Genomic DNA, 23,612 nt, shown 5'->3' on the forward strand with positions numbered 1-23,612 from the left:
TAATCAGGAGGGAATTTCTGTTCATGACCGACTCTATCCAGCCACAAGCGCATTATTCCGTTTTTCAGCCACTCGTCGAGCTGGCTAACGGAAAATGCTTCGGATACGAAGCTCTGCTACGCTGCTCATCCGGCGCTTCGCCTGAGCGGCTTTTCCAGACGGCCCGCCAAAGCGGCCGCCTGTACGAGTTGGACACGACGGCCATGCGCGGAGCTGTATTTGCCTACTTTGCCGAAGTGTCTCAAGCGCAGCACGCGCCTTATTTGTTTCTCAATGTGTTTCCTTCGACCTTGCTGCATCCGGGTTTTTGCGCCTTGCTTGAGGAGATGCTGGCCGCGCATCCCGCCTGCTGCCAGCGCATCGTGCTGGAGATCAACGAGGCGACAGAGGAAGACAAGATGTGGGACATTCGGCTTCTCGGGCAAAAAATTCGCGACTTGCGCGCATACGGCTATTTGATCGCGCTTGATGATGTAGGCTCCGGTGCTGCATCTTTGCGAAAAATCGTGGAGTACGAGCCAGACATCGTGAAGCTGGACCGCTACTTTGGCAACCAGTTGGCGCTCAGCCCCAACAAGCAAAAGCTCGTCTCCCTGTTCGTCGACTTTTGCCGGGGCCAATCCCATCTCGTGTTGGAAGGCTTGGAGGAACCCGACGATCTGGCGACGGCAAAAACATTGGGCGTCCCCCTCGGCCAAGGATTTTTGCTCGGGCGGCCAAGAGCGCTTTGTGAAGCGGTTTATTTGGGGGGAGTGTGAGGGGTTGGACGTGGAAGAAGCCCGTTACCGGGGAGGTACGGGCTTTTAGTCTTCTTTCTGCGAGGCAAAATTTTATTCTCCCGTTTCGGCGAATCTCTTGATCCGGGAACCGATTTCATCGCGAATCCGCTGAAATTCCGCCCATTCTTTTCCGGCAGGATCGTCAAATCCCCAATGAACCCGTTTCACATGCGGCGGTGTGATCGGGCAAGCGGAATCCGCGTGATGGCAAAGCGTCACGACAAGGTCCGCTTTGTTTAAAATGGCCGGATCTATCACATCTGAGGTGTGATCGGACATGTCGATTCCGACTTCTTGCATCGCTCGCACAGCATTTGGATTGATACCGTGCGCTTCGATCCCGGCTGAAAACACATTCCAGGCGTGGCCCAAGTATTTCTTTCCCCATGCTTCGGCCATTTGGCTCCGGCAAGAGTTCCCTGTGCACAAGAAGTAAATCGTTTTTTTGTTTTCCATCCTGTCCTCCCCTTTTCAACTTTTATGTGTTAGCAAAATATTTTCGGCGCAACCATAATGAGACGTTAACCAAGGCGATCATCACAGGCACTTCCACAAGCGGGCCGATAACTGCTGCAAACGCTGCGCCTGAATGAATCCCAAACACACCGATGGCTACGGCGATTGCCAACTCAAAGTTATTGCTGCCTGCTGTAAACGCTAAGGTCGCCGTAACCGGATAAGCGGCACCGATCTTCCTCCCCATGTAAAAAGCAAGAAAGAACATCACGAAAAAGTAAATCAGCAAAGGAATCGCAATGCGAACGACGTCTACAGGTACGCTGACGATGCTTTCCCCTTTCATCGAAAACATGACGATGACGGTAAAAAGCAAGGCAACCAACGTGAGCGGACTTAGTTTGGGCAGAAATACTTTTTCATACCATTCCCTGCCCTTTGCTTTGACCAGACCAAAACGCGTCAGCATCCCGGCAAGAAACGGAATCCCCAAGTACAGGAGCACCGATTTTGCCACGTCCGCCATGGTAAACGTCACCATCGCTCCCTGGATGCCCAGCCATTCCGGAATGAGCGTGAGAAACACATACGCGTATATGGAGAAGAAGAGCACCTGGAACACCGAATTGAATGCCACCAGCGCAGCCGCGTATTCTGTATCCCCTTTGGCGAGGTCATTCCACACAATGACCATCGCAATACAACGGGCCAAGCCAATCACAATCAGCCCTGCCATGTATTCTGGCTGATCGGCCAAGAAAATGACGGCCAGCAAAAACATCAGGATCGGACCAATCACCCAGTTTTGAAGCAGCGACAGGAAAAGAACTTTTTTGTCCTTCCCAATACGAGCCATTTCCTCGTATCGAACTTTTGCCAACGGGGGATACATCATCAAAATCAGGCCGATGGCAAGCGGGATCGAGGTGGTGCCCATCTGGAAACGGTGCAAACTATTCGTAAAACCCGGTATGAACGTCCCTGCCAAAATGCCGACTGCCATCGCAAGAAAAATCCAGAGGGTCAAGAAACGGTCTAACAACGATAATGGCTTCATGAAATACTCCTTTTTGGCTTAGCAACACGAAACTGTATCCCGCGCTGTATTTTCCTCTACACAGCAAGCTACTTGTTTCGTATAGCGGAGGTCGCTGTCAGCCTTTGTGTAAAAAAACTCCCATTCGTTTCCGTCCGGATCGGTGATCCAAAATTTGTCCTGGACAGCATAGCAGCAGGTCGTATCCAGTTCGTCACGCACCAGGATGCCTTCCTTTTCCAACCGTTCCTTGTGAAGAGCGATCTCTTCTGCGCGTTCCACCTGGAAGCCGAAGTGATTCACCTGGTTACCGCGAATCGCGTCCCGAACATTCAAGGTAAAGTTTAGCCCTGGGCTTTCCAGCAAAAACTTCGCATAATCGCCCTTGACCTTTACAGGCTTCACCCCAAACATTTTCTGGTAAAATTCAACTGATTTCGCCAAATGCGAAACATTGATTCTAACGTGCGCATACTTCATTTCTGATTCCTCCCCTGATTCAAAAGTCATTCATCAAAAAAAATTGATGTAAGGATCAAAAAAAATTAGCAGCAGCTTCCTTTTCCGGCTTTCCTGAAGATGCAACAAAGCTCTTCCGATAGCAGGTGATTCACTTCCTCATCATTCAAATCGTAGTAACTCCATGTTCCTTTTGTCTCTTTTGTAATCAGATTGGCGTCCAGCAAAACTTTGAGATGGTACGAGAGCTTGGATTGCGGCATGTCAAAAACTTCCGTAAGGTCGCAGACGCACGTTTTCCCTCGCTGGCACAGCTCATACATAATTTCTAATCGTCTCTGATCGGCGAGCGCTTTGAATTTCTTCTCATACTGCTCCAACTTTTGTTTCAGATTGTTCATGGAAGATGACCTCATTCATCAATTTTTTTTGATATATAGATTATAGGCATGATGTGCAAGGAAATGCAATCGTTGATTCCTTTGGCGGTTTTGCGCGAGAGCAAAGGGAGAGACAGGCTGAATCCCAGACCGAAAATGCCGTTCCCCTCTCCTGAGCTGTACGCGAGCTGCAGTTTTTGGAAAACACCCTCGACCGGGCGTGAGGTGGATGGGAAGGGAAAAGGAAAACGTTCCGGTAAACTCATGCTGCGCAAAGGTTTCGCCCATTCCCTGGATGGCGCCTCCCCCTTTTGGCAGCGAGATGTGGCTGGTCGTTATTTTACTGGACATGGCTTGTTTCGCGGCTGCAACTCAACGGATCTCATTTCTGTACCGCGCTTCCTTCCTGTTCAGAGTGGATTTTTCGTCGAAACGAGACAAAACCAACAGCGAATCGTGAGGAAAGTTTGTACGCAAAGTGTATTTCAGTAAAATTTGCCATAAATTTCAACATTCTTTTTTTCTGTAGCGGAAACTTTTGTCATGGTTAGCGGCTAGACGGCGTCGTCGCCATCTCGTGCCGTTTTGCCCGTCTCCGGAAAAAACGTTTGACTGAAGGCCCGGACGCCAGAAGCAGCGGTCGTTTTTCGTTTGGGCACGCCAAAAAAAGCCCGATTCTGAAGCGATCGGACCCTCTTTTCCTGCACGGGCGTCTTTTGCCAGGCGAGCAAGCGGACTTCCCCTGCTTACGCTTGCTGCCGCAGCTCATCGGGCACGCGAATCTTTTCGCCCGTCCTTGCGCAAATGGCGACAAACGTAACCTCTGCTTGCAAGACAAGCTCATCGCGCTGGTTGCGGATGAGCTGCCTGAGCACAAAGCTCGTGTTGCCCACCCGTTCTATGGACGAATGAATCAGCAGGACGTCGCCGAGAAAGGCTTCCTTTTTGTATTCGGCTTGCAGCCTGGCCACGAACGAGCGGAAGCCAAGGCGGGAAAAATAGTGATACCACGGCTGGCGAGCCTGCTCCAAAAACGCCATGTACTGGACGTTGTTCACATGGCCATCGTGAATCGCCTCTGGTTGTACGCGAATTTCAAACGGTGAAAACGGCATGGACTCTCCCCTTTTGTCTGTGCTGGCAGGTTTGTTTTCGTCATAGTTCGCGCTTCTGCTGAAAATTCCTGCCAGCCTGGGCGAGCCGCATGCTGTGCCACTCAAGTCGCACGCCTCACTCTTTGACTGCGCCGGACGTCAAGCCGGAGATAATCCGTCTCTGGAAAATCAGCACCATAATTACGAGCGGCACGGTCACGATGATGGACGCAGCCGAGATTTCCCCCCACGGAATCGTGAACATCCCTTGAAACATGACGATGCCCACCGGAACTGTCTTCATCGCTTCCTGCGTATTCAGCGTGAGCGCAAACAAAAATTCGTTCCAGGCGGCGATAAAGACGAGAATCGCCGTCGTAAACACGCCTGGCATCGCCAGCGGAAAAAACACGCGTGTCATCGTCTGCCAAATGCTCGCCCCGTCCACTTTGGCGGCTTCTCCGAGATCGCTCGGAATTTTGCGGAAGAAGATCGTCAAATTCCAGATGGCGAGCGGCAGCGCGAAGGTCGTATAGGGGATAATCAGGCCAAGGTAGCTGTTTGTCAGACCCACGGACTGCATGAACATGAAAATCGGCGAGATCGTGGCGATTTGCGGGAACATGGAGACGGCCAAAACGACGCCGAGAATGATCGTCTTCCCGCGAAAAGACAGCCAGGCGATCGCATACGCGGCAAAGGACGCAATCGTGATCGAATACAGCGTCGTCAGCGTCGCTACTACCGTCGAGTTCCACAAATATGTGGCAAATGGCCGTTCGGTGAATACGCGGATGAAGTTGTCGAGCGTCGGATTCTCGATGATGAACTGAAAGGCGCGCTCACCGAACAGCTCCCCTGGGGGTTTTAGGGCGGCGAGCAAAATCCATAAAAACGGGAACATGACGACGAAGACAAAAAGCAGCAATCCGACGTAGAACAAGGGCCCTGCACTTTTTTGCATGCACGTTTCCTCCTTATTTTCCGTTGCCCTCACCCAAGAGGTCTGCTCCCAAAATTTTGACGTAGCCAATCGAAATCAAGGCGACGCACAAGAAAACAATGACAGCGAGCGCCGAGCCTTCGCCAAAGCTCATCTGCGCAAACATCGTTTTGTAGGCGTAGATGGAAATCGTTTCGGTCGAGTTGGCTGGCCCCCCGCCTGTGAGCGCGTAAATGAGGTCGAACACGCGGAACGCGTCGAGCGTGCGGAACAACAGCGCCACGAGAATCGTCGACTTGAGCATGGGCAAGGTGATGCGGAAAAATTGCTGGAAGCGGTTGGCCCCATCTACAGAGGCGGCTTCGTACAAGCTTTGCGGAATGGTCTGCAAGCCCGCAAAGAGCAGCAAGGCCATGAACGGCGTCGTTTTCCAGACGTCGGCCAAAATGACGGAAAACATCGCGCCTGCCTTCGTCGAGAGCAGCACGCCCATGTCCGAGACAAGCCCTGTCACCTCGAACAGATGCGCCACAATCCCGTTTTGCCCGTCGTAAAGAAATTTCCACATCATGGCGGAAATGACCGTCGGGATGGCCCACGGAATCAGCACGGTCGCGCGGACAAGCCCCCGCCCGCGAAACGGCCGATTGAGGAGCAGCGCAATGCCCATGCCGAGCACAAGCTCAATCGCAACAGAGATGACAGTGAAAAAGAACGTGTTGTACAAAGCGGCCCACATGCGGCTGTCGGTCAAAAACTTCTGGTAATAAGCGAAGCCAATGTAGTTCGGTTCGATCAGCGAGGATTGGATCCCCGCCATGACGCCGACCGCCCCCTCGGGCTTAGACAGTTGCTTTTGCGCGCCAAGCGCAAGGAGTGCCGCCTCCGCCTGCTCCAAGGTTGTCCGCACAGCATCTGTCTGCTCGCCTGTCAGCGTCACATATTTCAGTTCGGCGGGAATCGGCTTGAATTCGAGCAGCAACTGATCGACGGCGTGGTAACGGCTCGCGATCTCGCCTGTCTGGTTGAGGGAAGCATTCATTTGCTCGATCTGCTGCCGGATGGCGTCCAGTTGTTCCTTCGTTGCCCCTTCGGCAGACTCTGCCTCTCTTTTCACATAGCGGAGCAAATTGGGCAGCGTGCTGACGTAGCGCTCCATGTCCAGCCCATAGGAAGAGTGGACCTCTGTCTTCGTCGGGTCATTCAACCGGATGTCGTGCAGACTGATCCAAAACGATCGCATGACAGGCCAAATCGCGATGACGAGTATAATCAGCAGTGCGGGAAAAATCAGCAAATAGCCCGTCTGTTTTTCCGAAAGGGACCCTTTGTTTTGTCGATTCATCCGTTCACCACCTTCTATCCTGATAGGAACATTCGAGGTACTGGGCAAAATCCGACATCCATTCACTCCCGGGAGAGACGCGCCCTCCCGGAAGCCATTGGACCCGTATTCTTTCCGGCTTGCCTTGCGTTATTTTTTTATCAGCTCATTCATTTTCGTTTCCATGTTTTGCACAGCTTGCTCGGCGGTTTGCTGTCCGGCGAGAGCCTTGGACACCTCGATCTGGATTACTTCGGAGATTTTCGGATAAATCGGCGTAGTCGGACGGGAGACGGCAGCGCTGACGCCATCTACGAAGTCTTTGTTGGCGAACAGCGGGCTTGCCTTTTGCACTTCGGCATCTTCATACACAGGCAGGAAAGTCGGCGCGAGTCCGCCGTGCACCGCCGAAATTTTTTGCCCTTCGGCCCCCGTCATAAACTTCAGAAATTCCCACGCTTCTTTCGGATGCTTGCTGAACTTGTTGATGCCGCCCATCCATCCGCCGAGCGCCGCAGCGGACCCGGCATCGCCTGCCGGCAGCGGAGCGATTGCTACTTTGTCGACGATTTTGGACTGCGCCTGATCTTGTGCGAGCGCGAACTGGTACGGCCAGTTGCGGACGAAAGCCGATTGTCCTTCGAGGAAAGCGGTATGCGATTCGGTCTCCATAAAGGTGGTGATGTTGCTCGGCACGAAGTCCGATTGGACGACCTCGATCATTTTGTTCAAGCCTTTGATGGTGGCCGGATTGTTAATCGCCACGTTGCCTTGTTCATCCAAAATTTTTCCGCCGTAGGAGGCAATGAACTCGACGAAGTTGCACACCAGTCCTTCGTATTGCTTCGCTTGCATCAGGTAGCCGAATTTCGTGCCGCCCTGCCCCTTCGTGGCTTTCGCCTGCGCGATCAGCTCATCCCATGTTTTGGGCGGCTCTTTGACCAGGTCCTTGCGGTAAAACAGCAGCCCGGCATCGATGAATTTCGGCATGGTCCACTGCTGGCCGCCGAAGTTTCCGGCATCCATCGCCCCTTTGATGTATTTGCCGGTGTCAATGCCGTCCTGCTCGATCAAGCGGTCCAGCGGGAGCAAATAGCCGGCCTGGGCAAATTCCGCGGGCCAGATGACGTCTAAGTCAAACACGTCGATCTCCTGGGACTGCGCGCTGAACATGGTGACGTACTGGTCGTGGCTTTGTCCGGTGTCAGACGGCATTTCGCGAATCTCTACCTCGATGTTCGGGTGGGCGTTTTGAAAAGCTTCGACGAGCTTTTTCGTGGAGTCGGTCGCATCTTTGCCGCGCGCGTAGACGAGCTTGACTTTTTCTGCGGCGGGCTGCGGAGCCGGTTCTGTCTTCGGTGCCTCGGTCGCGGGCTGTCCCTGTGCGGGCGCGGATTGTTGCGGAGCTGATGAGCATGCTGCCAAGGAGAGTGCAACTGTCAAGGTAAGTCCCATTGATGTAAGCCGTTTCATAACTTTCATGCAATTTAACCCCCTATGCTCTTTATGGATCTATGTCGCCTGCCAAAGCAGGCCGTAAAACCGCCGTTACAGTCGGACAGCCTCGCCTGTTTGCGCCGACTGGTAAATCGCCTCGATCAACCGGGTGATGTACAAGGCTTGCTCCGGTGTGCAGAGCGGCTGCGCCTTCCCTTCGACCGCATCGAGGAAATTGGCGAGCAGCATCACCCGCTCGTTGCAAGGCGTTGGCGACAGCTCCGTCGTCGCCGTCACGCCGCCCCACTCGTGGTACAGCGTCAGCTTTTCCTCAAGCAAGCCGAGCGAGACGCCTCCCGCCTGCCCGTACAGTTGCAGGAAAACGTTTTCTTTTTCGATGTGAGAAGCCCAGCTTGCGTCCAGCGTGAGCGAAAATCCGTTTTCAAACGTAATCATCGCGACCGCCATGTCTTCGACGTCAAACTTGCCGTTTTCCTCGCGCCTGCCCCACTCGGACAGTCCGCGCTTGTGCGGGCCGAATTGCGCATACGTCTGGCCGAGTACAGACACCGGCTTTGGATGGTCGAGCAGCCACAAAGTCAAGTCGAGCATATGTACCCCGATGTCAATCAAAGGGCCTCCGCCTGCCAGCTCTTTTTGCGTAAACCAGCTCCCCCAGCCGGGAATGCCGTTGCGCCGCACCCAGCCTGTCTTGGCGTGATAGATGCTGCCTAACCTGTCTTCGTCCAGCCATGCCTTGACTTGCTGGGCTTGGCTGCGAAAGCGGTTGTTTTGCGCGACCATCAAAATTTTCCCGGCTTGCTTCGCCGCCTCGATCATGTCTTCCGCCTGCTGGGCGTTCATGGCCATCGGCTTTTCGCAGAGCAGATGCTTGCCTGCTGCCAGCGCTTGTTTCGCCGCTTGCGCGTGCAAATAGTTCGGGACGCAGACGATCACCGCGTCGATCGGCGCTTGCGAAAGCATCTCCTCATAGTCGGTAAAGACGTGCGCAATCCCGTACTGCTCGGCTTTTTCCGCTGCCGTTTCCCGCGACACATCTGCAATGGCGACGATCTCTGCACGCGGCTCCCTCTTGGCTGCCTCCAGATGAGCCAGAGCGATCCCGCCTGCCCCGATGATCCCGATTTTGTGTGTGCGCATATTCGCTACATCTCCCTCCTACACCCACCAAAGATTTTTGATCGGCTCGCGCAAAATGACTTGCTGCAAATTTTGCACGGCGCGCTCGAAGCCTTCCTCAATCGACATGATCGCGTCTTCGTGCTCGATGCTGATGACGTAATCGTAGCCGTTCATGCGCAGGGCGCTCATCATGTCCGCCCACGTCTGCTGCGAGTGTCCGTAGCCGACCGTGCGGAAATACCACGCCCGTTCATTGAGATTCGCGTACGAGTTCATGTCGGTCAGCCCGTACATGTTCACCTTGTCCTGATCGATATACGTATCTTTGGCATGGAAGTGGTAGATCGCTTGTTCTTTTCCCAATATTTTGATCGCCGCTACCGGATCAATGCCTTGCCACCACATATGGCTCGGGTCGAAGTTGGCCCCGATCGCGTCTCCGACTTGCTCGCGCAGCTTGAGCAGCGTACCCGGTGTATGGACGAGAAAGCCTCCGTGCAACTCCAGGGCGACTTTGACCTGATGCGACTTGGCGTAGCCGCCCCACTCTCTCCAGTACGGAATCAGCTTCTCGTTCCACTGCCAGTTCAGCACGTCGCGGTATTCATTCGGCCAGGGAGCGACAGGCCAGTTCGGGTACTTCGCGCCTTCGTGATCTCCCGCCGTGCCGGAAAAGCAATTGACGACAGGAACTTCCAGCAACTCAGCCAACTGAACCGTTTTGACGAACGTCTCGTGCGACTGCTGGGCAAAGCTTTTGTCCGGCGAAAGCGGATTGCCGTGGCAACTGAGCGCGCTGATGACCAGTCCCCGCTCCTCGACGGCTTTGCGGTACGCCTGACGCTTTTGCTCGCTTTCCAGCAGCTCATCGAGCGGGCAGTGCGCGTTGCCGGGATAACCACCCGTCCCGATTTCCACTGCCTCCAGTCCCGCCTCCTTCACATGGTCGAGCATTTCCTCAAACGACTTGTCGCTAAACAAAACGGTAAACACACCGAGCTTCAAATGCTTCCCCTCCTTTTTTCTCGCGGAGCTTGCAGGTTCATCTATGGGCAGTTCGTGATGCTCCCTCAAATACAGCGCTTACACTTTGCCGGATGACGAGATGGTGCGGCACGGTGCTCATCCGCTCCACCGGCTCGTTGCGGATTTGCTTGAGCAGTTGCTCTGCCGCTGCCTTGCCGTACATGAACGGGTCGTTGTGTACGGTCGTCAGCATGGGGCGGGTCAAGGAGGCCAGCTCCAGGTTGTCAAACCCCATGACCGAGATGTCTTCCGGAACGCGAATCCCGTGGTCGTGCAAATAGTTGAGCACGCCTACGGCCATCAGGTCTGTGGCGACAAACACGGCGGTCGGACGCACAGCTTCCTCGCAGATGCGGCGCATGGCCTCATAGCCGCTTTTGGCAGTGAAATCGCCCTCTACGACAAAGCCCTCGTGAATCGGCAGGTCGTGCGCGCGCATCGCTTTGCGGTATCCGCCCATGCGGTCCAGCCCGCACGGCGGGTCCCACAGCGGCCCGGAGACACAGGCGATTTTCCGGTGGCCCTGCGAGATGAGATAGGCCGTGGCATCGTAGGACGCCTGGACGTTGTTGACGTTGACGGTCGGAATCTGATAGCCGGGCAAGTCATGCCCCGTCACGACCATCGGCACCTGCATGTCGTGGAGCGTCTGGAAGCTGCTCTCCAGAAAATGAATGCTGGCGATGATGACGCCATCGAGCTGCTTTTCTTTGAACAGGCGCAAATACTTCAGCTCTTTGTCCACGACCTCGTCCGAGATCGCTAAAAACATGCTGTAGTCGTCTTCGCTGAGGACACTGTCGATCCCGTAGGTGAGGTTAGAGTAAAAATTGTTGTTGATGTCCGGAATCATGACGCCGATAATCCGGGTTTCCTTGCTGACGAGACTGCGGGCGATCGCATTCGGCTGAAAGCCCGTCTTCTGGACGATGCGCAAAACCCGCTCGCGCAGCTCCGGCCTGACTGGCTTCGAGTTGTTCAATACCCGCGAGACGGTGGCAATCGAGACGTTGGCGAGTTGGGCAATGTCTTTTATGGTGACAGAAATGGTCTCTCACTCACTTTCTCTCATTCAGGTAAACGTTTTCCTATCCAGAAAATAACATCCGGGCTCTGTTTTGTCAATATTCTGTCATTTTTTCTTTTCGACTTTTCCCGTCAATTGTCGCGCTGCTTCCCGAACCTGTTGCCACCGAAAAAGCCCAGAGGCTTTCCCCCTGGGCTATCGCCAAAAGCTCATGCAAAGGACGCACATACCGGCAGCGTAATCTCCACCGTTGTTCCCTTGTTCCGCTGGCTGCTGATTTTCATGTTCCCTTGATGAGCTTGGATGATTTTGTAGCTAATCATCAGGCCGAGACCTGTTCCCTTTTCTTTTGTCGTATAAAACGGCTCGCCCAGCTTCTGGATGCGCTCTTCGCCTATCCCCTCTCCCTGGTCCTGAATGCGCACAGAAAGGGTGTCGCCGAGCTGCTGGAGCTGAATCGTGATGCGCCCGCCGTTTGGCATGGCTTCGATCGCATTTTTTAAAATATTGATAAAGACCTGCTTTAATTGATTTTCTTCGCAATTGACCATCGTGGCAGTCTCGTCCAGCTCCACCGTGATCTGGACGTTGTTTAAAATCGCCTCGGTTTGCAGCAGCTCTACTACCTGATGCAAGAGCGGCGAAAGGTTGCGCGGCGTGAAGTTGATGACCTGCGGCTTGGCGAGCACCAAAAATTCGTTCACGACCGATTGGATGCGATCCAGCTCGGAGAGGATCGTCTGAAAATACTCCCGCTTGTAGTTGCCCTCCTGAATGAACTGGATGAAGCCGCGAATCGAGGTCAGCGGGTTGCGGATTTCGTGCGCGACGCCTGCGGCCAACTGGCCGACGACAGACAGCTTTTCTGATTTTCGCAGCAGTTCCTCGGTCTTTTTCAGCTCGGTAATGTCGTGGCTGATGACCAACAGGCCGATGCGCCTGCCGTCCGGGTCGAAGAGTGGAACTTTGCGCACGTCAAAAATGCGCGATTCTTCCCGACTGACGAAAATGATCTCTTCCAGGCGGACAGGCTTGCCCTCTTCCCACGCCCGCTTGTCCGACTCGGCGCATTGCAGCAACGCGCTCCGGTAATGGGGGGACAGTCGCGCCAGCTCCTCGTCGTGCTTGCCCTGGTACGGGACATGCTCCAGCTCAAAAATGCGCAGGCAGCAGTCGTTTGCCTCGATCCAGTGGCCCTCGCCGTCCTTGAAGCAGACGGAATCGGGCATGGCGTTGATTAACGTCCGCAACTGCTTGGCATTTTCGATCAGCGCGGCCTCCATCCGTTTATGCTCTGTAATGTCACGCTGAATCGCGACAAAAGCGATCAGATTGCCTTTTGCATCAGAGAGCGGCGAAATGAATGTACTGACGTTAAGCAACGTGCCGTCCTTGCGCTGCCGCACCGTCTCATACGAGGTCACATGGCGGTTTCGCACGATTTCCGCGTGCAGCTTCTCATAATCTTCCTGCAAAAAATCGGGAATCGTCGGCAGCTGGTCGCCGATCACTTCCTGCTCGCTCCACCCGAACATTTGGCGGTGCGCCGATCAAATTTTGTTGGTTGTCTATCCAGCCCTGTTCGTACAGCATGTTCGAAGCGTTGATGACCTTGCCCCCGCGGTCCAGCACCAGAAAAGGACTGCCGACAACCGAGGACACGAGCTGGGAAAAGCGCTCCGTCAGGCGAAACCGCTCCTGCTCCAGTTGATTGCGCAAACAGCTTTCCACCGTTTGCCTCGCGGAGATCACCGCTGACAGCGAGTGCGGATGGTAAACCCGCCACAAGCCTGTCAGGTTGAACACCCCCAAAATATCGCGGGTGGCCGGGTCGCGGATAGGAGCGGCCGAGCACGTCCATTTTTGCACCTCCTGGCAAAAATGCTCGGCGGCAAACACCTGCACCGGACTTCCTGTCACAAGGGAAGTCCCGATGGCGTTCGTCCCTGCCCGATTCTCTGCCCAGGACGAGCCGAGGACGAAATTCATGTCTTCTGCTTTCAGCATCAGCGACAAGTCGCCATCGAGATGGACGATATCGCCTGCCGCGTTGCAAAATGTAACCAGGTGGCCGGAGTCCATCGAAGCATCCTTCAGCTTCAACAGAAGCGGCTTGAGTATGCGCTGAAGCGAGTCATCCTGCCAAAAGGCCTCAATCTCTTCCCGGGACAGGGTGATCGCTGTTCGGTTGCTCAGAGGATGGATGCTTTGCTCCTGACAGCGTTGCCAAGATTCGTACATCAGCGGTCGAATGGCCGGTCTTTCACTGATTCCTGAAACAAATCGTTCCCACTCCAGTTCAAGCTTTACTCTTTCTTGTGAAAGATTAGCAAACCTATCCAGAGCTATCCGCTGATTCATGGTCTCCATCCTCCAGATTAGAAAACTTGGCTGCGCCAAGCCGTTGGCGCAGCCTTAGTTGCCCTTGTACTGGATAAGAATCTTATCCATTCTTAATCTGTATAAAAAAGTGGGTGACACATTTTTTGAATTAACATTTCGACAATTGACCCAATTTTCCTTTTTATGAAACGTTTTTTAAGTACACTTGAGCGCAGAAAAAATCAACCAGTGTGTCTTTTGGCGCTGCTGCGGCCAAAAAGACACACTGGTTGTTTGCTCCTACCGAAATTTTGTAATGACGTTGAACCCGAACGTGTTGTAGTTCGTCATATCCTCCAGGATGCCAGACACATCGTCGAGCGCTACCTCGCGGGAAACGAGCGAGGACGGATTCAGCCTGCCCTGGGCAATCATGGTCAGCAAGCCGTCATAGGCGGCGTGCGGATTGCCGATGCTGCCGACAATCTCCAGTTCCATCGCGGTAATCGCGTCAATCGGCAGCCCGACCATACCGCCTTCGTCTTTTGTCGTCAGGCCGATCTGCACATGCCTGCCGCCTTTGCGCAGGCTCAGAACCGAGTTGAGGATCGTATCGCGTATCCCCAGGGCATCAATCGAGGCGTGCGCCCCGCCCTTCGTGATTTCCTTGATCGCTTCGACGACGTTTTCCTTCCTGGCGTTGACGACCGCGACGGCGCCCTCTTCTTTTGCTTTTGCCAGTTTTGCGTCGTCTACATCCACGGCGATGACCATGGCGCCGACAGCGCTTGCGACCTGCACCGAGGACAAGCCTACGCCGCCTGCCCCGTGTACGGCAAGCCAGTTGCCCGGCTGGACGTTTCCGCGCACGACGCCGTGATACCCTGTCATGTAGCGGCAGCCGATGGCCGCAGCCGTCAGCGTGTCCACCTCGTCGGGCAGACGGATCAGGTTAAAGTCTCCGTTCGGCACCTTGACGTATTCCGCGTATGCGCCATCGTAGCTGAATCCGAAGATCGCCATGTTGTCGCAGCGGTTGGAATGCCCGGAGAGGCAATTGGCGCAATGCGAGCATCCTTCGTGGAAAGGCGTGGTCACGCGATCGCCGGGACGGAAGTTTTTCACTTCCTTGCCGACCGCCTCGACGACACCTCCCAGCTCATGGCCCGGAATAATCGGCAACTGCGGACTCAACCCGATCCAGTCCCAGTCGCCCATCCACGCATGCCAGTCACTGCGGCATACCCCGCACGCCTCTACCCGGACGATGACGTCTTTTGGACCCGGCGTCGGGTCCGGCACCTCCCCGATGTAAAGTGGTTTTTGTTGCTCCAATATTTGCGCCGCTCTCATGTACCGTTTCCCCCTTCATTTTTTCTCGTTCTTTTTTTCAGCCTTGCCCGCAGGGAATTAATCCAGATTGACCCAGACCGCTTTTACCTGTGTGTACAAATCGAGCGCATACGAGCCCATTTCCCGCCCGTACCCGGACTGCTTGTAGCCGCCAAACGGCACGGCTGCGTCCAGCGCATTGTAGCAGTTGACCCAGACGGTGCCCGCTTCGAGCGCGTGCGCGACTTTGTGCGCCTTGCGCAAGTCTGTCGTCCAGACGCCAGCAGCCAGCCCGTACTCGGTGTCGTTTGCCCGCCGGATGACATCGGCAATCTGCGCTTCGTCGTCAAACGGCATCGCTGCGACGACCGGGCCAAAAATTTCTTCGCGGGCAATCGTCATCCGCTCGTTCACATCGGCAAAAATCGTCGGCGGCACAAAGTAGCCCGGCCCGTCCAGCGGTGCGCCTCCCGTCAGCGAGGTCGCGCCTTCCTCATGCCCTTTTTGCAGGTAGCCCGACACCCGCGCAAACTGCTCGCTCGATACGAGCGGCCCGATCTCGGTAGACTCGTCCAGCCCGTTGCCCTGCTTCATTTTCGAGGCGAAGCTCGTCATGTCGGCGAGGACGTTGTCGTACACTTTTTTATGGACGAACAGCCGCGAGCCTGCGCAGCACACCTGTCCCTGGTTGAAGAAAATGCCCATCAGCGCGCCGGGAATCGCCTTGGAAAAATCGGCGTCCGGGAAAATGATGTTCGGCGACTTGCCGCCCAGTTCCAGCGACACCCGCTTCAAGTTGCCAGCGGCTTGCTGCATGATGAGCTTGCCAACCTCTGTCGATCCGGTGAACGCCACTTTGCGGATGCGCGGATGGTTCGTGATCGCAGCGCCTGCCGTCGGACCAAAGCCCGTGATGATGTTGACCACGCCTTCGGGGAAGCCGGCCTGCTGGATCAGCTCAGCCAAATAGATGGCGGTGAGCGGCGTTTGCTCGGCACTTTTCAAAATGACGGCGTTGCCTGTCGCCAGAGCCGCCCCCAGCTTCCACGCCGCCAAAAGCAGCGGGAAATTCCACGGAATGATCTGCCCGACGACCCCGACAGGCTCGCGGCGCGTGTAGGTCAGCATGTTCGGTCCGGCCGAGTTGTTGATGACTTCGCCCGCGAGCTTCGTCGACCAGCCAGCGTAATAGCGGAAATGGTCAATCGCCAGCGGAATATCGGCGACGCGGGCATGCGTGACGGGCTTGCCGTTGTCGATCGTCTCGAGCTGCGCGAGCGCCTCGGCGTGCTCTTCCATCAGGTCGGCCAGCTTCCACAGCAAGCGGCCCCGCTCGCTCGGCGTCACTTTTGCCCACGCGCCCGCAAGCGTCTTTTCGGCTGCCTGCACCGCCAGCTCCACGTCTTCGGCATCTGCCTCGTACACCGAAGTAATCGCCTTGCCTGTTGCCGGATCAATCGTCTCAAACGTCTTTCCCGATGCCGATGCTACAAACTCCCCGCCAATGAACAGCTTTTTCGGCCCGCCCGCCAAAAAAGCTTCCACGCGAGGGTCCAGTGAGATGTTTGCCGTCTGCGTCACGAAAAGTCCCTCCTCTTTTTTTGCTTGGAAATGCTTACGCTCGCTATAAGAAGCATGTTTCATGCCAAAACGAAAACGCTTTCAAAACGGCTATTTGCATCGTTTTCGCCTTGTACATTGGAACAGTTGCTCCATCTCGCCGATACAATTGCTCCATCACTCCTCTTATATTGTTTGAAAATTGTGGTAATATAGAAGAGATAGTCTCATTTCTCTTTCGGAGGGGTGAACCGTTTGCTTGCGCCTACTAATGCCTTGCTGAAAAAGTCGTGGGAACGAAGTCGCTTGAATGGAGTCAATGCGTTGACAGCAAAGGATGCCATACTGGAGGAAGCCCAGTTCCGGCAGTATCGGGAACAGAAAGAAGAGTTCATGAGAACGGTCGACCCGACGATGGAGCATTTGGCCTATTGGCTGAAAAGCTCGTACTCGATCGTCGTCCTTTGCGATCCATCGGGGTACATCCTCGAGAGCAAAGGCGATCCTGCCTTTCTCAAGGACACGGAAAAAATTCAGGTGCATCGCGGAGCCTGCTGGTCTGAACAGGTGCGCGGGACCAACTCCGCAGGGACAGTCATCGTGGAGCAAAAACCGCTTGCCGTCGTCGGAACCGATCATTACTTGCCTTCCAACCACATGCTTTACTGTGCGGCTTCCCCGATTTTCGACCCGTACGGCGAGCTGGTGGCGGTCCTCGATTTCAGCGGCCATTCTGCCATGTACCACCCTTCCCTTTTGGGCATGGTGGACGTGATGGCGCGCAAAATCGAAGACTGGCTGCTCATCCACCGCCCGGATCGGCAAATGGTCATCTCGCTGTACCCGGAGCAAAGCGCGAAGCACCACGCCTTGCTCGCCGTCGACCAGGACGGAGTCGTCACAGGCGGCAACCGCGAGGCGCAGCAGCTTTTGCACCTGGACAAAAAGCGGTTCGGGCAGGTACACCTGACCGAGCTTATAGCGGACATCGAGCCTTTGCTCGGCAGGCAAAAAGACACAGCGGCAGCGCGCACGATGCCGCTGCATGCCAAAGCCAGCGGACAGCGCCACTGGCACGCCAAAGTCCTGATCGACACACGGCCACCCCAGCTTGCCGCATCCCCGCCCTCCCGACCGAAGCCGACCCGGCCTCCTAATCGGACTGGCCTTACTTCTTTTGATGAGCTGTACGGGCAAGACGAGCAGTTTCTCGCGGCTATTCGCCTCGCCAAACGGGCTGCCAAGACGGATTACACCGTCATGCTCTTCGGTGAAAGCGGCACGGGCAAAGACGTCGTCAGCCAGGCGATCCACCTCGAAAGCAACCGGGCGGACAAGCCGTTTGTCGCGATCAACTGCGGCGCGATTCCGAAAAGTTTGCTGGAAAGCGAGCTGTTCGGCTACGAGCCGGGAGCGTTTACCGGGGCCAAGCAGTCCGGTCAGCCCGGAAAAATCGAACAGGCACACCAGGGGACGCTTTTTCTCGACGAAATCGCCGAGATGCCGCTGGAAATGCAAGTGGCCCTGTTGCGCGTGCTGCAAGACTTTACCGTCCATCGCGTAGGCGGAACGAAGCCGATTCGCGTCGACGTGCGAATCATTACCGCCACCCATACGGATTTGTGGCAAAAAGTGCAGGAGGGCAGCTTCCGCGCAGACTTGTTTTACCGCCTGCAAGGCGTGCAGATCACGCTGCCGCCACTGCGCGAGCGCGCGGATCGGCTGCAGCTCGCTGCGCTTTTGCTGCAAGGCATCGAGGCGCAGCTCGGGACAGGCCCGCTTATGCTTTCCGCCAGTGCGAAAAAGCTGATCGAGAGCTACTCCTGGCCGGGGAATGTTCGCCAGCTTGCCGCAGCGCTGCGCGAAGCCGCTTTTCTCTCCGAAGGCGGAACGATTGAGCAGGCGAGCTTCCCCGCCTACATCTTGTCCAGCTACTCCCCGCCCGAAGCGATAGAGCTTGCCGCGCCGACGGCGAACACTGAAAAAAACGAGATTGTCGAGGTGCTGCGGCAAACAGGCGGGAACGTGTCGCAGACGGCGCGCATTTTGGGCATCGGGCGCAACACGGTGTACCGCAAGCTGAAAAAGCTGCTGGACCAGGACGGCCCTCATCCGTAGTTACAGACCGATCGCGTTGCCTTTTTTGTCCAAAACAGTCGAACGCCAAAAAGCCCGGATCGACCAGATCGGGCTTTTCGTGATGGGCAAGAGGCGGACGCCGGGAAACGAGCCGTGCGGTTTCACGCTTCCGACTGGATGCGTCTGGCCTCGGCATACAGCACCTGAATAAACTTTTTCATATTGATGCGAATATCGGAGGAAGCAGCGGTCTTGTTTTTCAGCTCCGCCATTTTTTTCCACACAAAAGTAAAGTCAAAAAACTGCGACGCGTAATTCTCGAATTTCCAGTTGGACAGATCGGACAGGCCGAGCGAAGCCAAATGGTTCAACGACTGGTAGATCGCCCTTCGCACCCGTTGCTCCGATGCCTTGACCACCTTCATGACCTGCGCTTCTTCTGCCCCTGCTCCCAACCTGGCTTCGGCCACCGCGACGAAAATTTCCTTGAGCGCGGGAAAGCCGTTTTTGAACGTGTGCGTTTGCTCGTAGTCGGACAAGTAATCCAAAATATCGAGCAGATCGTTGCTCCCGTTCTCGCCCGCAATGCCAAGCTCCGACAGGAGGAATTGTCCCGCCTCGCGCAACTGCTTTTCGTTTTTGGCCGTGCGCGTCTGGCCCGTGGCCGCCTGATCGAGCTGCAAAACCGAATGCAGCGATTTGTGGATGTCCTGGATCGATTTTTCCAGCCGAATCTTCTCGATCACTTTTTGCAAAATCGTCACCACTTCGATCCGGTTGACGGGCTTGATGATGTAGTATTCGCTGCCGAGCGAGTAGGCTTGCGCGATCAAGTCCTTCGATTCTACCTGGGAAATCATCACGATCTTTCCCTTGAACGCCGGGCGAATTTGCCGGATCGCTTCAATCCCGTCGCGAATGGGCATGAGCAGATCGATCAGCAAGATGTCTACATGGCGCATCGTCAGCATATGCCCGTCGATGAGCGATCCGTCCTCCGCTTCCCCCACGACTTCCCCCAAATTTTCATCCTCAATAATCTCCGTCAACATCAGGCGCACGGCCTCATCATCATCGACTACGTAAAAAAGCATCGTCTACTCTTTCTCCCTTACATGATTGATCGGCAGCCGGATGAAAAACTCTGTCCCTCTCCCGGTTGCTCCGTCGTGCGCGGCAAGCTCCCCTTCCAGCTCGTCCACCATCTCTTTTACATAGGAAAGGCCAATGCCTGTCGAGGGCGTCCCCTGCTGGTCGTACTTGGTCGTAAAGCCCGGCTTGAACATCAGCTTTTTGCGTCGGGGCGGAACGCCCGGGCCGTCGTCCACGATTTTCAGCTCGACGAAGTCGCCGTTTCTGTCCACGTGGATCACGATACGCCCCGTCTGCTGGATCGCTTCGACGGCATTGGCGACGATGTTGTTGATGAGCGACAGCAGCGTAAACGCGTGGTAGTGCGGATGCTCGCCGGAAATCGTGCTGGAAAACGCAATCTGCTTTCCCAACAGGCTCGCGTATTTCTGATTGGAGCGCATGATGATGTCCACCAGTTGGTGAATGTCCATAAAATCCGTCTTGTTTTCGTGCGAAATCAGCTTTTGCAGACCCGCAAAAATGCGCTGGTTGTCCTTTTTGATCTCATGGACTTCCCCGGCGATAATCAGCGCCTTTTTCGCGAACGACTCGACAGCAGCTTGCCCGACTTCGCTTTTCAACGCCTGCAAGCCCTGGTACAGCTCAAACGACTTGACGGTGATGTTCTCCGCGTTTTGCAGCGTCTTTTTCAGATGAATGGACTCCTCGTACAAATTGGAAATGAGCAGCAGCATGTGCTCGTGCTGGGCGCGTGTCTGCTTTTCCCGCGCCTGCGTCTCGTACAGCCGGATCATGTTCAAAAAGCTCAGGACGACAAAGCTGTGCGACAGCGCGATGACGAACATCTCCTGCAGCGCTCCCCACGTGATGACGATGTGGAACAGGACGTATTGCGACAGCAGCTCGATCAAGTCGGCCACGACCTCGATGACCATCCCGATCCCGGCAATCAATAGCGTCTGCTCGCGAAACCGCTCCATGTGGATGACGTAAAACAGCAGCGAGTAGGAAAAGTAGAAAAAAAAGCTGGAGTAGTGCTCCCGCATGGAAGCCGTCCAATCAAAAGCGCTGTGCGTGTAAAAATCGAGCAGCAGCCGAAAGCCGACCACGCAAAGCCCTGTCAAAAATCCGGGCAAAACCGCCGGAAGCCGCTGGAACAAAAGCAAGAAGAAGAAAAAGGTAGGCGCGCCAAAGCTGATCCGAAACGTCTCGTTGACCGGATAAAATTTCAACTCACCGGCGAGCGGCACGGTAATCAGCATGAGCGCCAGGAGGTACCCGTCCTTTTTTAATGGGGAATGCATGCGCGAAGCTTCCCCTCCCTGTCTGGTTTCTGCGATGAATGTCACTATTTTCCCCTATCTATTCTTATCTATAAAATACGTGAACGACAAGTATAGAAAAAATATTTATATAAATGCGTGAAAGCTTTTGTTGGTTTTTGTTTGATTTTGTAGGTTGGTTTTAAAGTGTTCAATATACGTTTTTTGCCTGGCGTGGAAGCGCTTTCGACCGAAGGCAAAAAGGCTAGAAAGCACAGGATTTAGGGGGAAGCACGTTTGGTTCAAGCGGCAACAACGACCAATAGCAAATGGGACCGCAAGCGGATGGACGAACTGGAACAATGGGTCGCCTACCATCGCCTGCAGGCGGCAGAAGGAAAGTGCGCAAGCTATATTCCGGCCCTGCGGCGAGCAGACCCGACACAGCTCGGCATCTGCATGATCGAGCCTTCCGGGCACAAGATTACGGCGGGTGACTGGGAAGTGCCGTTCACGATGCAAAGCATTTCCAAAGTCGTCAGCTTCATCGCTGCCTGCTGCCACCACGGGATTAGCTACGTACTGGATCGCGTCGATGTGGAGCCGACTGGCGATGCGTTCAACTCGATCATCCGGCTGGAGATGCACAAGCCGGGCAAGCCGTTCAACCCGATGATTAACGCGGGCGCGATCACGGTATCTTCGCTTTTGCCAGGGGATACACCCGAACAGAAACTGGACTATTTATACAAAATTTTCCAAAAGATTACAGCTACAGCCCCTGTCGTAAACGAAGAAGTGTTCGTCTCCGAGTGGATGACGTCGCATCGCAACCGTGCGCTGTCCCACTATTTGAAAGATACGGGTTACCTCGATTGCGAGGTCGAGGAAGCGCTGGAGGTGTACTTGAAGCAGTGTTCCATCCAGGTCAACACGGAGCAGATTGCGCTGATCGGGCTGATTCTCGCGCTCGACGGCTACCATCCGCTGCGCGGCGAGCAAATTTTGCCCAAGCAAGTCGTGCGGCTGGCAAAAGCGCTCATGCTGACGTGCGGCATGTACGACGCTTCCGGAAAATTCGCTGCCTACGTCGGACTTCCGGCCAAGAGCGGCGTGTCCGGCGGCATTATGACCTTGGTTCCTCCCACCCTGAAACGAGAGTCCCTTTTTCCCGACGGCTGCGGCATCGGTATTTTTGGCCCTGCGATTGACTCGTGCGGCAACAGCGTGGCAGGCGTGTCGCTGCTGAAGCAGATCGCGCACGAGTGGGATGTCAGTATTTTTTAAGCCAATCTATCCATTCGAGGTGACAAGATGCAACAATTCCTGTTAGATGTAGTAGCGTCCATTAACGACTTTTTCTGGTCCTACGTCCTGATCGTCATGCTGGTTGTACTCGGCCTGTTCTTTACGTTCAAAGGCGGCTTCCTGCAAGTCCGCATGATAAAAGACATGCTCCAGGCGATTCGCGAAGGAAAGAAAGGCTCCGCTGACAGCATCTCGCCTTTCCAGGCATTCTGTATCAGCATGGCCGCGCGTGTCGGTACCGGAAACATTACCGGAATCGCAATTGCTGTCGCGCTGGGCGGCCCTGGCGCGGTCTTCTGGATGTGGGTCATTGCCATTATCGGTTCTGCCTCCGCCTTTGTGGAAAGCACACTGGCGCAAATCTACAAAATCAAGGACAAAGACGGCTTCCGCGGCGGCCCGGCCTACTACATGGAAAAAGGGCTGAACAAACGCTGGATGGGCGCCCTGTTCGCGGTGCTGATTACCCTGTCTTTCGGTTTGGTCTTCAATGCGGTGCAATCCAACACGATTACGCTTGCGTTTGCAAACTCCTTCGGCACGGATCGCCTGACAGTCGGCCTGATTATGACGATCGCCTTTGCTGCGATTATTTTTGGCGGAGTCAAGCGCATTGCCAAAATGTCCGAGTACATCGTCATCGTGCTCGCGATTTTGTACATCGGCGTCGCCCTGCTGATCGTCTGCATGAACATTACGCAAATGCCGGAAATTCTCGCCCTGATCGTCAAAAACGCGTTTGGCTTCGACCAGGTCGCAGGCGGTACGCTCGGCGCGGCGCTCATGCACGGTGTAAAACGCGGCTTGTTCTCCAATGAAGCCGGTATGGGTAGCGCTCCGAACGCCGCTGCGACCGCTACGACAAGCCACCCGGTCAAGCAAGGTCTGATTCAGGCGTTTGGCGTCTTGACCGATACGCTCATCATTTGTACAAGCACGGCTTTCATCATCCTGCTGTCCGGCGCGTACAAGCAGTCCGAGTTGAGCGGTATCGAGCTGTCCCAGGCAGCGCTCAGCATTCACTTAGGAGACTGGGCTTCTGCTACGCTCGCCGTCATGATCTTCCTGTTCGCCTTCAGCACATTGATCGGCAACTACTACTACGGGGAGACGAACATCGAGTTTTTGAAAACGAGCAAAACATGGCTGATGCTCTATCGTGTGAGCGTACTCGGCATGGTTATGTTCGGGGCGGTGGCAAAAGTCCAGCTCGTCTGGGACTTGGCCGACTTGTTCATGGGCTTGATGGTCGTGGTCAACCTGATTGCCATTTTCATGCTGTCCAAAGTCGCCTTTGCCGCCCTGCGTGATTATCAGGTGCAGAAAAAAGCAGGCAAAGACCCTGTGTTCTACGCCGACAGCATTCCGGGCGTGACAAACCTGGAAGCGTGGGAGGCAGCTCCGGTCGCTGCGAAAAAAGAGCACGTCAGCTAAGTTTTCACGATAGCGTCAACAAAAGAAGCCTGAGTCCTTTGGTCATAGCCCCGTCAAGTAGACACTAAAAAAAGACGCTATCTTAAGCGGCGATCGATTCCCGGTATTGGACTGGG

At 55.0% G+C, this 23,612-nt stretch carries 23 protein-coding genes; 4 read left to right on the forward strand and 19 right to left on the reverse strand.

Annotated features, from left to right (window positions below; all coding sequences use genetic code 11):
* The first annotated feature begins 23 nt into the window (after positions 1-23).
* Complete coding sequence (locus AC3WJN_RS20545; protein ID WP_007787580.1) at positions 24-758, forward strand: EAL domain-containing protein; 735 nt, start codon at positions 24-26, stop codon at positions 756-758.
* A gap of 72 nt (positions 759-830) precedes the next feature.
* Here AC3WJN_RS20545 and arsC read toward each other — a convergent pair whose 3' ends face one another.
* The 16 genes from arsC to AC3WJN_RS20625 all read right to left on the reverse strand — a co-directional run bounded on the left by arsC (position 831) and on the right by AC3WJN_RS20625 (position 16,339).
* Positions 831-1,235 carry an arsenate reductase (thioredoxin) gene (gene arsC / locus AC3WJN_RS20550; RefSeq protein ID WP_005831906.1) on the reverse strand — a complete coding sequence of 135 codons (405 nt, stop codon included), beginning with the start codon at positions 1,233-1,235 and terminating at the stop codon, positions 831-833.
* Between the two features lie 22 nt (positions 1,236-1,257).
* Positions 1,258-2,292, reverse strand: coding sequence for an ACR3 family arsenite efflux transporter (arsB, locus tag AC3WJN_RS20555; protein ID WP_005831904.1), 1,035 nt, complete (start codon positions 2,290-2,292; stop codon positions 1,258-1,260).
* An 18-nt stretch (positions 2,293-2,310) separates the two neighbouring features.
* Positions 2,311-2,751: an ArsI/CadI family heavy metal resistance metalloenzyme gene (locus tag AC3WJN_RS20560; RefSeq protein WP_492329322.1), complete on the reverse strand. Its 441-nt coding sequence runs from the start codon at positions 2,749-2,751 to the stop codon at positions 2,311-2,313.
* A 65-nt stretch (positions 2,752-2,816) separates the two neighbouring features.
* Complete coding sequence (gene arsR, locus AC3WJN_RS20565; protein WP_005831900.1) at positions 2,817-3,131, reverse strand: arsenical resistance operon transcriptional regulator ArsR; 315 nt, start codon at positions 3,129-3,131, stop codon at positions 2,817-2,819.
* 11 nt (positions 3,132-3,142) lie between these two features.
* Positions 3,143-3,376, reverse strand: coding sequence for a SpvB/TcaC N-terminal domain-containing protein (locus tag AC3WJN_RS20570; protein WP_129552208.1), 234 nt, complete (start codon positions 3,374-3,376; stop codon positions 3,143-3,145).
* Positions 3,377-3,856: 480 nt separating this feature from the next.
* The gene (locus AC3WJN_RS20575) at positions 3,857-4,330 is read right to left on the reverse strand and encodes an acyl-CoA thioesterase (protein WP_237716710.1); all 474 of its coding nucleotides are present in this window, start codon (positions 4,328-4,330) and stop codon (positions 3,857-3,859) included.
* 10 nt (positions 4,331-4,340) lie between these two features.
* Complete coding sequence (locus tag AC3WJN_RS20580) at positions 4,341-5,168, reverse strand: carbohydrate ABC transporter permease (protein ID WP_005831897.1); 828 nt, start codon at positions 5,166-5,168, stop codon at positions 4,341-4,343.
* Positions 5,169-5,181: 13 nt separating this feature from the next.
* A complete protein-coding gene (locus tag AC3WJN_RS20585) occupies positions 5,182-6,492 on the reverse strand; it encodes a carbohydrate ABC transporter permease (RefSeq protein ID WP_007787576.1) in 1,311 nt (436 codons plus the stop codon).
* A gap of 129 nt (positions 6,493-6,621) precedes the next feature.
* Positions 6,622-7,953, reverse strand: a complete 1,332-nt coding sequence (locus tag AC3WJN_RS20590) for an ABC transporter substrate-binding protein (RefSeq protein ID WP_007787574.1) — start codon at positions 7,951-7,953, stop codon at positions 6,622-6,624.
* 66 nt (positions 7,954-8,019) lie between these two features.
* Positions 8,020-9,069 carry a Gfo/Idh/MocA family protein gene (locus AC3WJN_RS20595; protein ID WP_007787573.1) on the reverse strand — a complete coding sequence of 350 codons (1,050 nt, stop codon included), beginning with the start codon at positions 9,067-9,069 and terminating at the stop codon, positions 8,020-8,022.
* Between the two features lie 18 nt (positions 9,070-9,087).
* The gene (locus AC3WJN_RS20600; RefSeq protein ID WP_007787572.1) at positions 9,088-10,056 is read right to left on the reverse strand and encodes a sugar phosphate isomerase/epimerase family protein; all 969 of its coding nucleotides are present in this window, start codon (positions 10,054-10,056) and stop codon (positions 9,088-9,090) included.
* Between the two features lie 37 nt (positions 10,057-10,093).
* A complete protein-coding gene (locus AC3WJN_RS20605) occupies positions 10,094-11,125 on the reverse strand; it encodes a LacI family DNA-binding transcriptional regulator (protein ID WP_025846685.1) in 1,032 nt (343 codons plus the stop codon).
* 188 nt (positions 11,126-11,313) lie between these two features.
* Positions 11,314-12,615 (reverse strand): PAS domain-containing sensor histidine kinase, encoded by a 1,302-nt coding sequence (locus AC3WJN_RS20610; protein WP_007787570.1) that lies wholly within the window; start codon positions 12,613-12,615, stop codon positions 11,314-11,316.
* Complete coding sequence (locus tag AC3WJN_RS20615) at positions 12,563-13,465, reverse strand: sigma-54-dependent transcriptional regulator family protein (RefSeq protein WP_007787568.1); 903 nt, start codon at positions 13,463-13,465, stop codon at positions 12,563-12,565. Before AC3WJN_RS20615 ends, AC3WJN_RS20610 begins: the two co-directional genes overlap by 53 nt.
* Before the next feature lie 261 nt (positions 13,466-13,726).
* Positions 13,727-14,779 carry a zinc-dependent alcohol dehydrogenase family protein gene (locus AC3WJN_RS20620; protein WP_122952480.1) on the reverse strand — a complete coding sequence of 351 codons (1,053 nt, stop codon included), beginning with the start codon at positions 14,777-14,779 and terminating at the stop codon, positions 13,727-13,729.
* Between the two features lie 57 nt (positions 14,780-14,836).
* Positions 14,837-16,339: an aldehyde dehydrogenase family protein gene (locus tag AC3WJN_RS20625; protein ID WP_007781044.1), complete on the reverse strand. Its 1,503-nt coding sequence runs from the start codon at positions 16,337-16,339 to the stop codon at positions 14,837-14,839.
* Positions 16,340-16,564: 225 nt separating this feature from the next.
* On the opposite strand from AC3WJN_RS20625, the gene AC3WJN_RS20630 reads away from it, so the two are divergent.
* Positions 16,565-18,436: a sigma-54-dependent Fis family transcriptional regulator gene (locus AC3WJN_RS20630; RefSeq protein WP_488175110.1), complete on the forward strand. Its 1,872-nt coding sequence runs from the start codon at positions 16,565-16,567 to the stop codon at positions 18,434-18,436.
* On the opposite strand, the gene AC3WJN_RS20635 is transcribed toward AC3WJN_RS20630, so the two are convergent.
* The 3 genes from AC3WJN_RS20635 to AC3WJN_RS20645 are packed head-to-tail and all read right to left on the reverse strand — an operon-like array spanning position 18,437 to position 20,796.
* A complete protein-coding gene (locus AC3WJN_RS20635; RefSeq protein ID WP_255320403.1) occupies positions 18,437-18,562 on the reverse strand; it encodes a hypothetical protein in 126 nt (41 codons plus the stop codon).
* Positions 18,559-19,491, reverse strand: a complete 933-nt coding sequence (locus AC3WJN_RS20640; RefSeq protein WP_005831877.1) for a response regulator — start codon at positions 19,489-19,491, stop codon at positions 18,559-18,561. Before AC3WJN_RS20640 ends, AC3WJN_RS20635 begins: the two co-directional genes overlap by 4 nt.
* Positions 19,492-19,494: 3 nt before the next feature.
* Entirely contained in the window at positions 19,495-20,796 is a 1,302-nt protein-coding gene (locus tag AC3WJN_RS20645) for an ATP-binding protein (RefSeq protein ID WP_007781052.1), read from the reverse strand.
* A gap of 255 nt (positions 20,797-21,051) precedes the next feature.
* On the opposite strand from AC3WJN_RS20645, the gene AC3WJN_RS20650 reads away from it, so the two are divergent.
* The gene (locus tag AC3WJN_RS20650; RefSeq protein ID WP_255344292.1) at positions 21,052-22,041 is read left to right on the forward strand and encodes a glutaminase; all 990 of its coding nucleotides are present in this window, start codon (positions 21,052-21,054) and stop codon (positions 22,039-22,041) included.
* A 27-nt stretch (positions 22,042-22,068) separates the two neighbouring features.
* Positions 22,069-23,496 (forward strand): alanine/glycine:cation symporter family protein, encoded by a 1,428-nt coding sequence (locus AC3WJN_RS20655; protein WP_005831873.1) that lies wholly within the window; start codon positions 22,069-22,071, stop codon positions 23,494-23,496.
* Positions 23,497-23,612 lie beyond the last annotated feature (116 nt).

This window comes from Brevibacillus sp. FW306-2-1A-C05A (genome assembly GCF_058781555.1).

What these genes read in the sequence shown, in the direction of transcription:
- arsB (WP_005831904.1), bottom strand. Translation starts at nt 2,292, where the DNA reads ATGAAGCCATTATCGTTGTTAGACCGTTTCTTGACCCTCTGGATTTTT.
- arsR (WP_005831900.1), bottom strand. Translation starts at nt 3,131, where the DNA reads ATGAACAATCTGAAACAAAAGTTGGAGCAGTATGAGAAGAAATTCAAA.
- AC3WJN_RS20570 (WP_129552208.1), bottom strand. Translation starts at nt 3,376, where the DNA reads ATGAGTTTACCGGAACGTTTTCCTTTTCCCTTCCCATCCACCTCACGC.
- AC3WJN_RS20640 (WP_005831877.1), bottom strand. Translation starts at nt 19,491, where the DNA reads ATGCTTTTTTACGTAGTCGATGATGATGAGGCCGTGCGCCTGATGTTG.
- AC3WJN_RS20590 (WP_007787574.1), bottom strand. Translation starts at nt 7,953, where the DNA reads ATGAAAGTTATGAAACGGCTTACATCAATGGGACTTACCTTGACAGTT.
- AC3WJN_RS20545 (WP_007787580.1), top strand. Translation starts at nt 24, where the DNA reads ATGACCGACTCTATCCAGCCACAAGCGCATTATTCCGTTTTTCAGCCA.
- AC3WJN_RS20595 (WP_007787573.1), bottom strand. Translation starts at nt 9,069, where the DNA reads ATGCGCACACACAAAATCGGGATCATCGGGGCAGGCGGGATCGCTCTG.
- AC3WJN_RS20560 (WP_492329322.1), bottom strand. Translation starts at nt 2,751, where the DNA reads ATGAAGTATGCGCACGTTAGAATCAATGTTTCGCATTTGGCGAAATCA.
- AC3WJN_RS20645 (WP_007781052.1), bottom strand. Translation starts at nt 20,796, where the DNA reads ATGCATTCCCCATTAAAAAAGGACGGGTACCTCCTGGCGCTCATGCTG.
- AC3WJN_RS20620 (WP_122952480.1), bottom strand. Translation starts at nt 14,779, where the DNA reads ATGAGAGCGGCGCAAATATTGGAGCAACAAAAACCACTTTACATCGGG.
- AC3WJN_RS20585 (WP_007787576.1), bottom strand. Translation starts at nt 6,492, where the DNA reads ATGAATCGACAAAACAAAGGGTCCCTTTCGGAAAAACAGACGGGCTAT.
- arsC (WP_005831906.1), bottom strand. Translation starts at nt 1,235, where the DNA reads ATGGAAAACAAAAAAACGATTTACTTCTTGTGCACAGGGAACTCTTGC.
- AC3WJN_RS20655 (WP_005831873.1), top strand. Translation starts at nt 22,069, where the DNA reads ATGCAACAATTCCTGTTAGATGTAGTAGCGTCCATTAACGACTTTTTC.
- AC3WJN_RS20580 (WP_005831897.1), bottom strand. Translation starts at nt 5,168, where the DNA reads ATGCAAAAAAGTGCAGGGCCCTTGTTCTACGTCGGATTGCTGCTTTTT.
- AC3WJN_RS20615 (WP_007787568.1), bottom strand. Translation starts at nt 13,465, where the DNA reads ATGAATCAGCGGATAGCTCTGGATAGGTTTGCTAATCTTTCACAAGAA.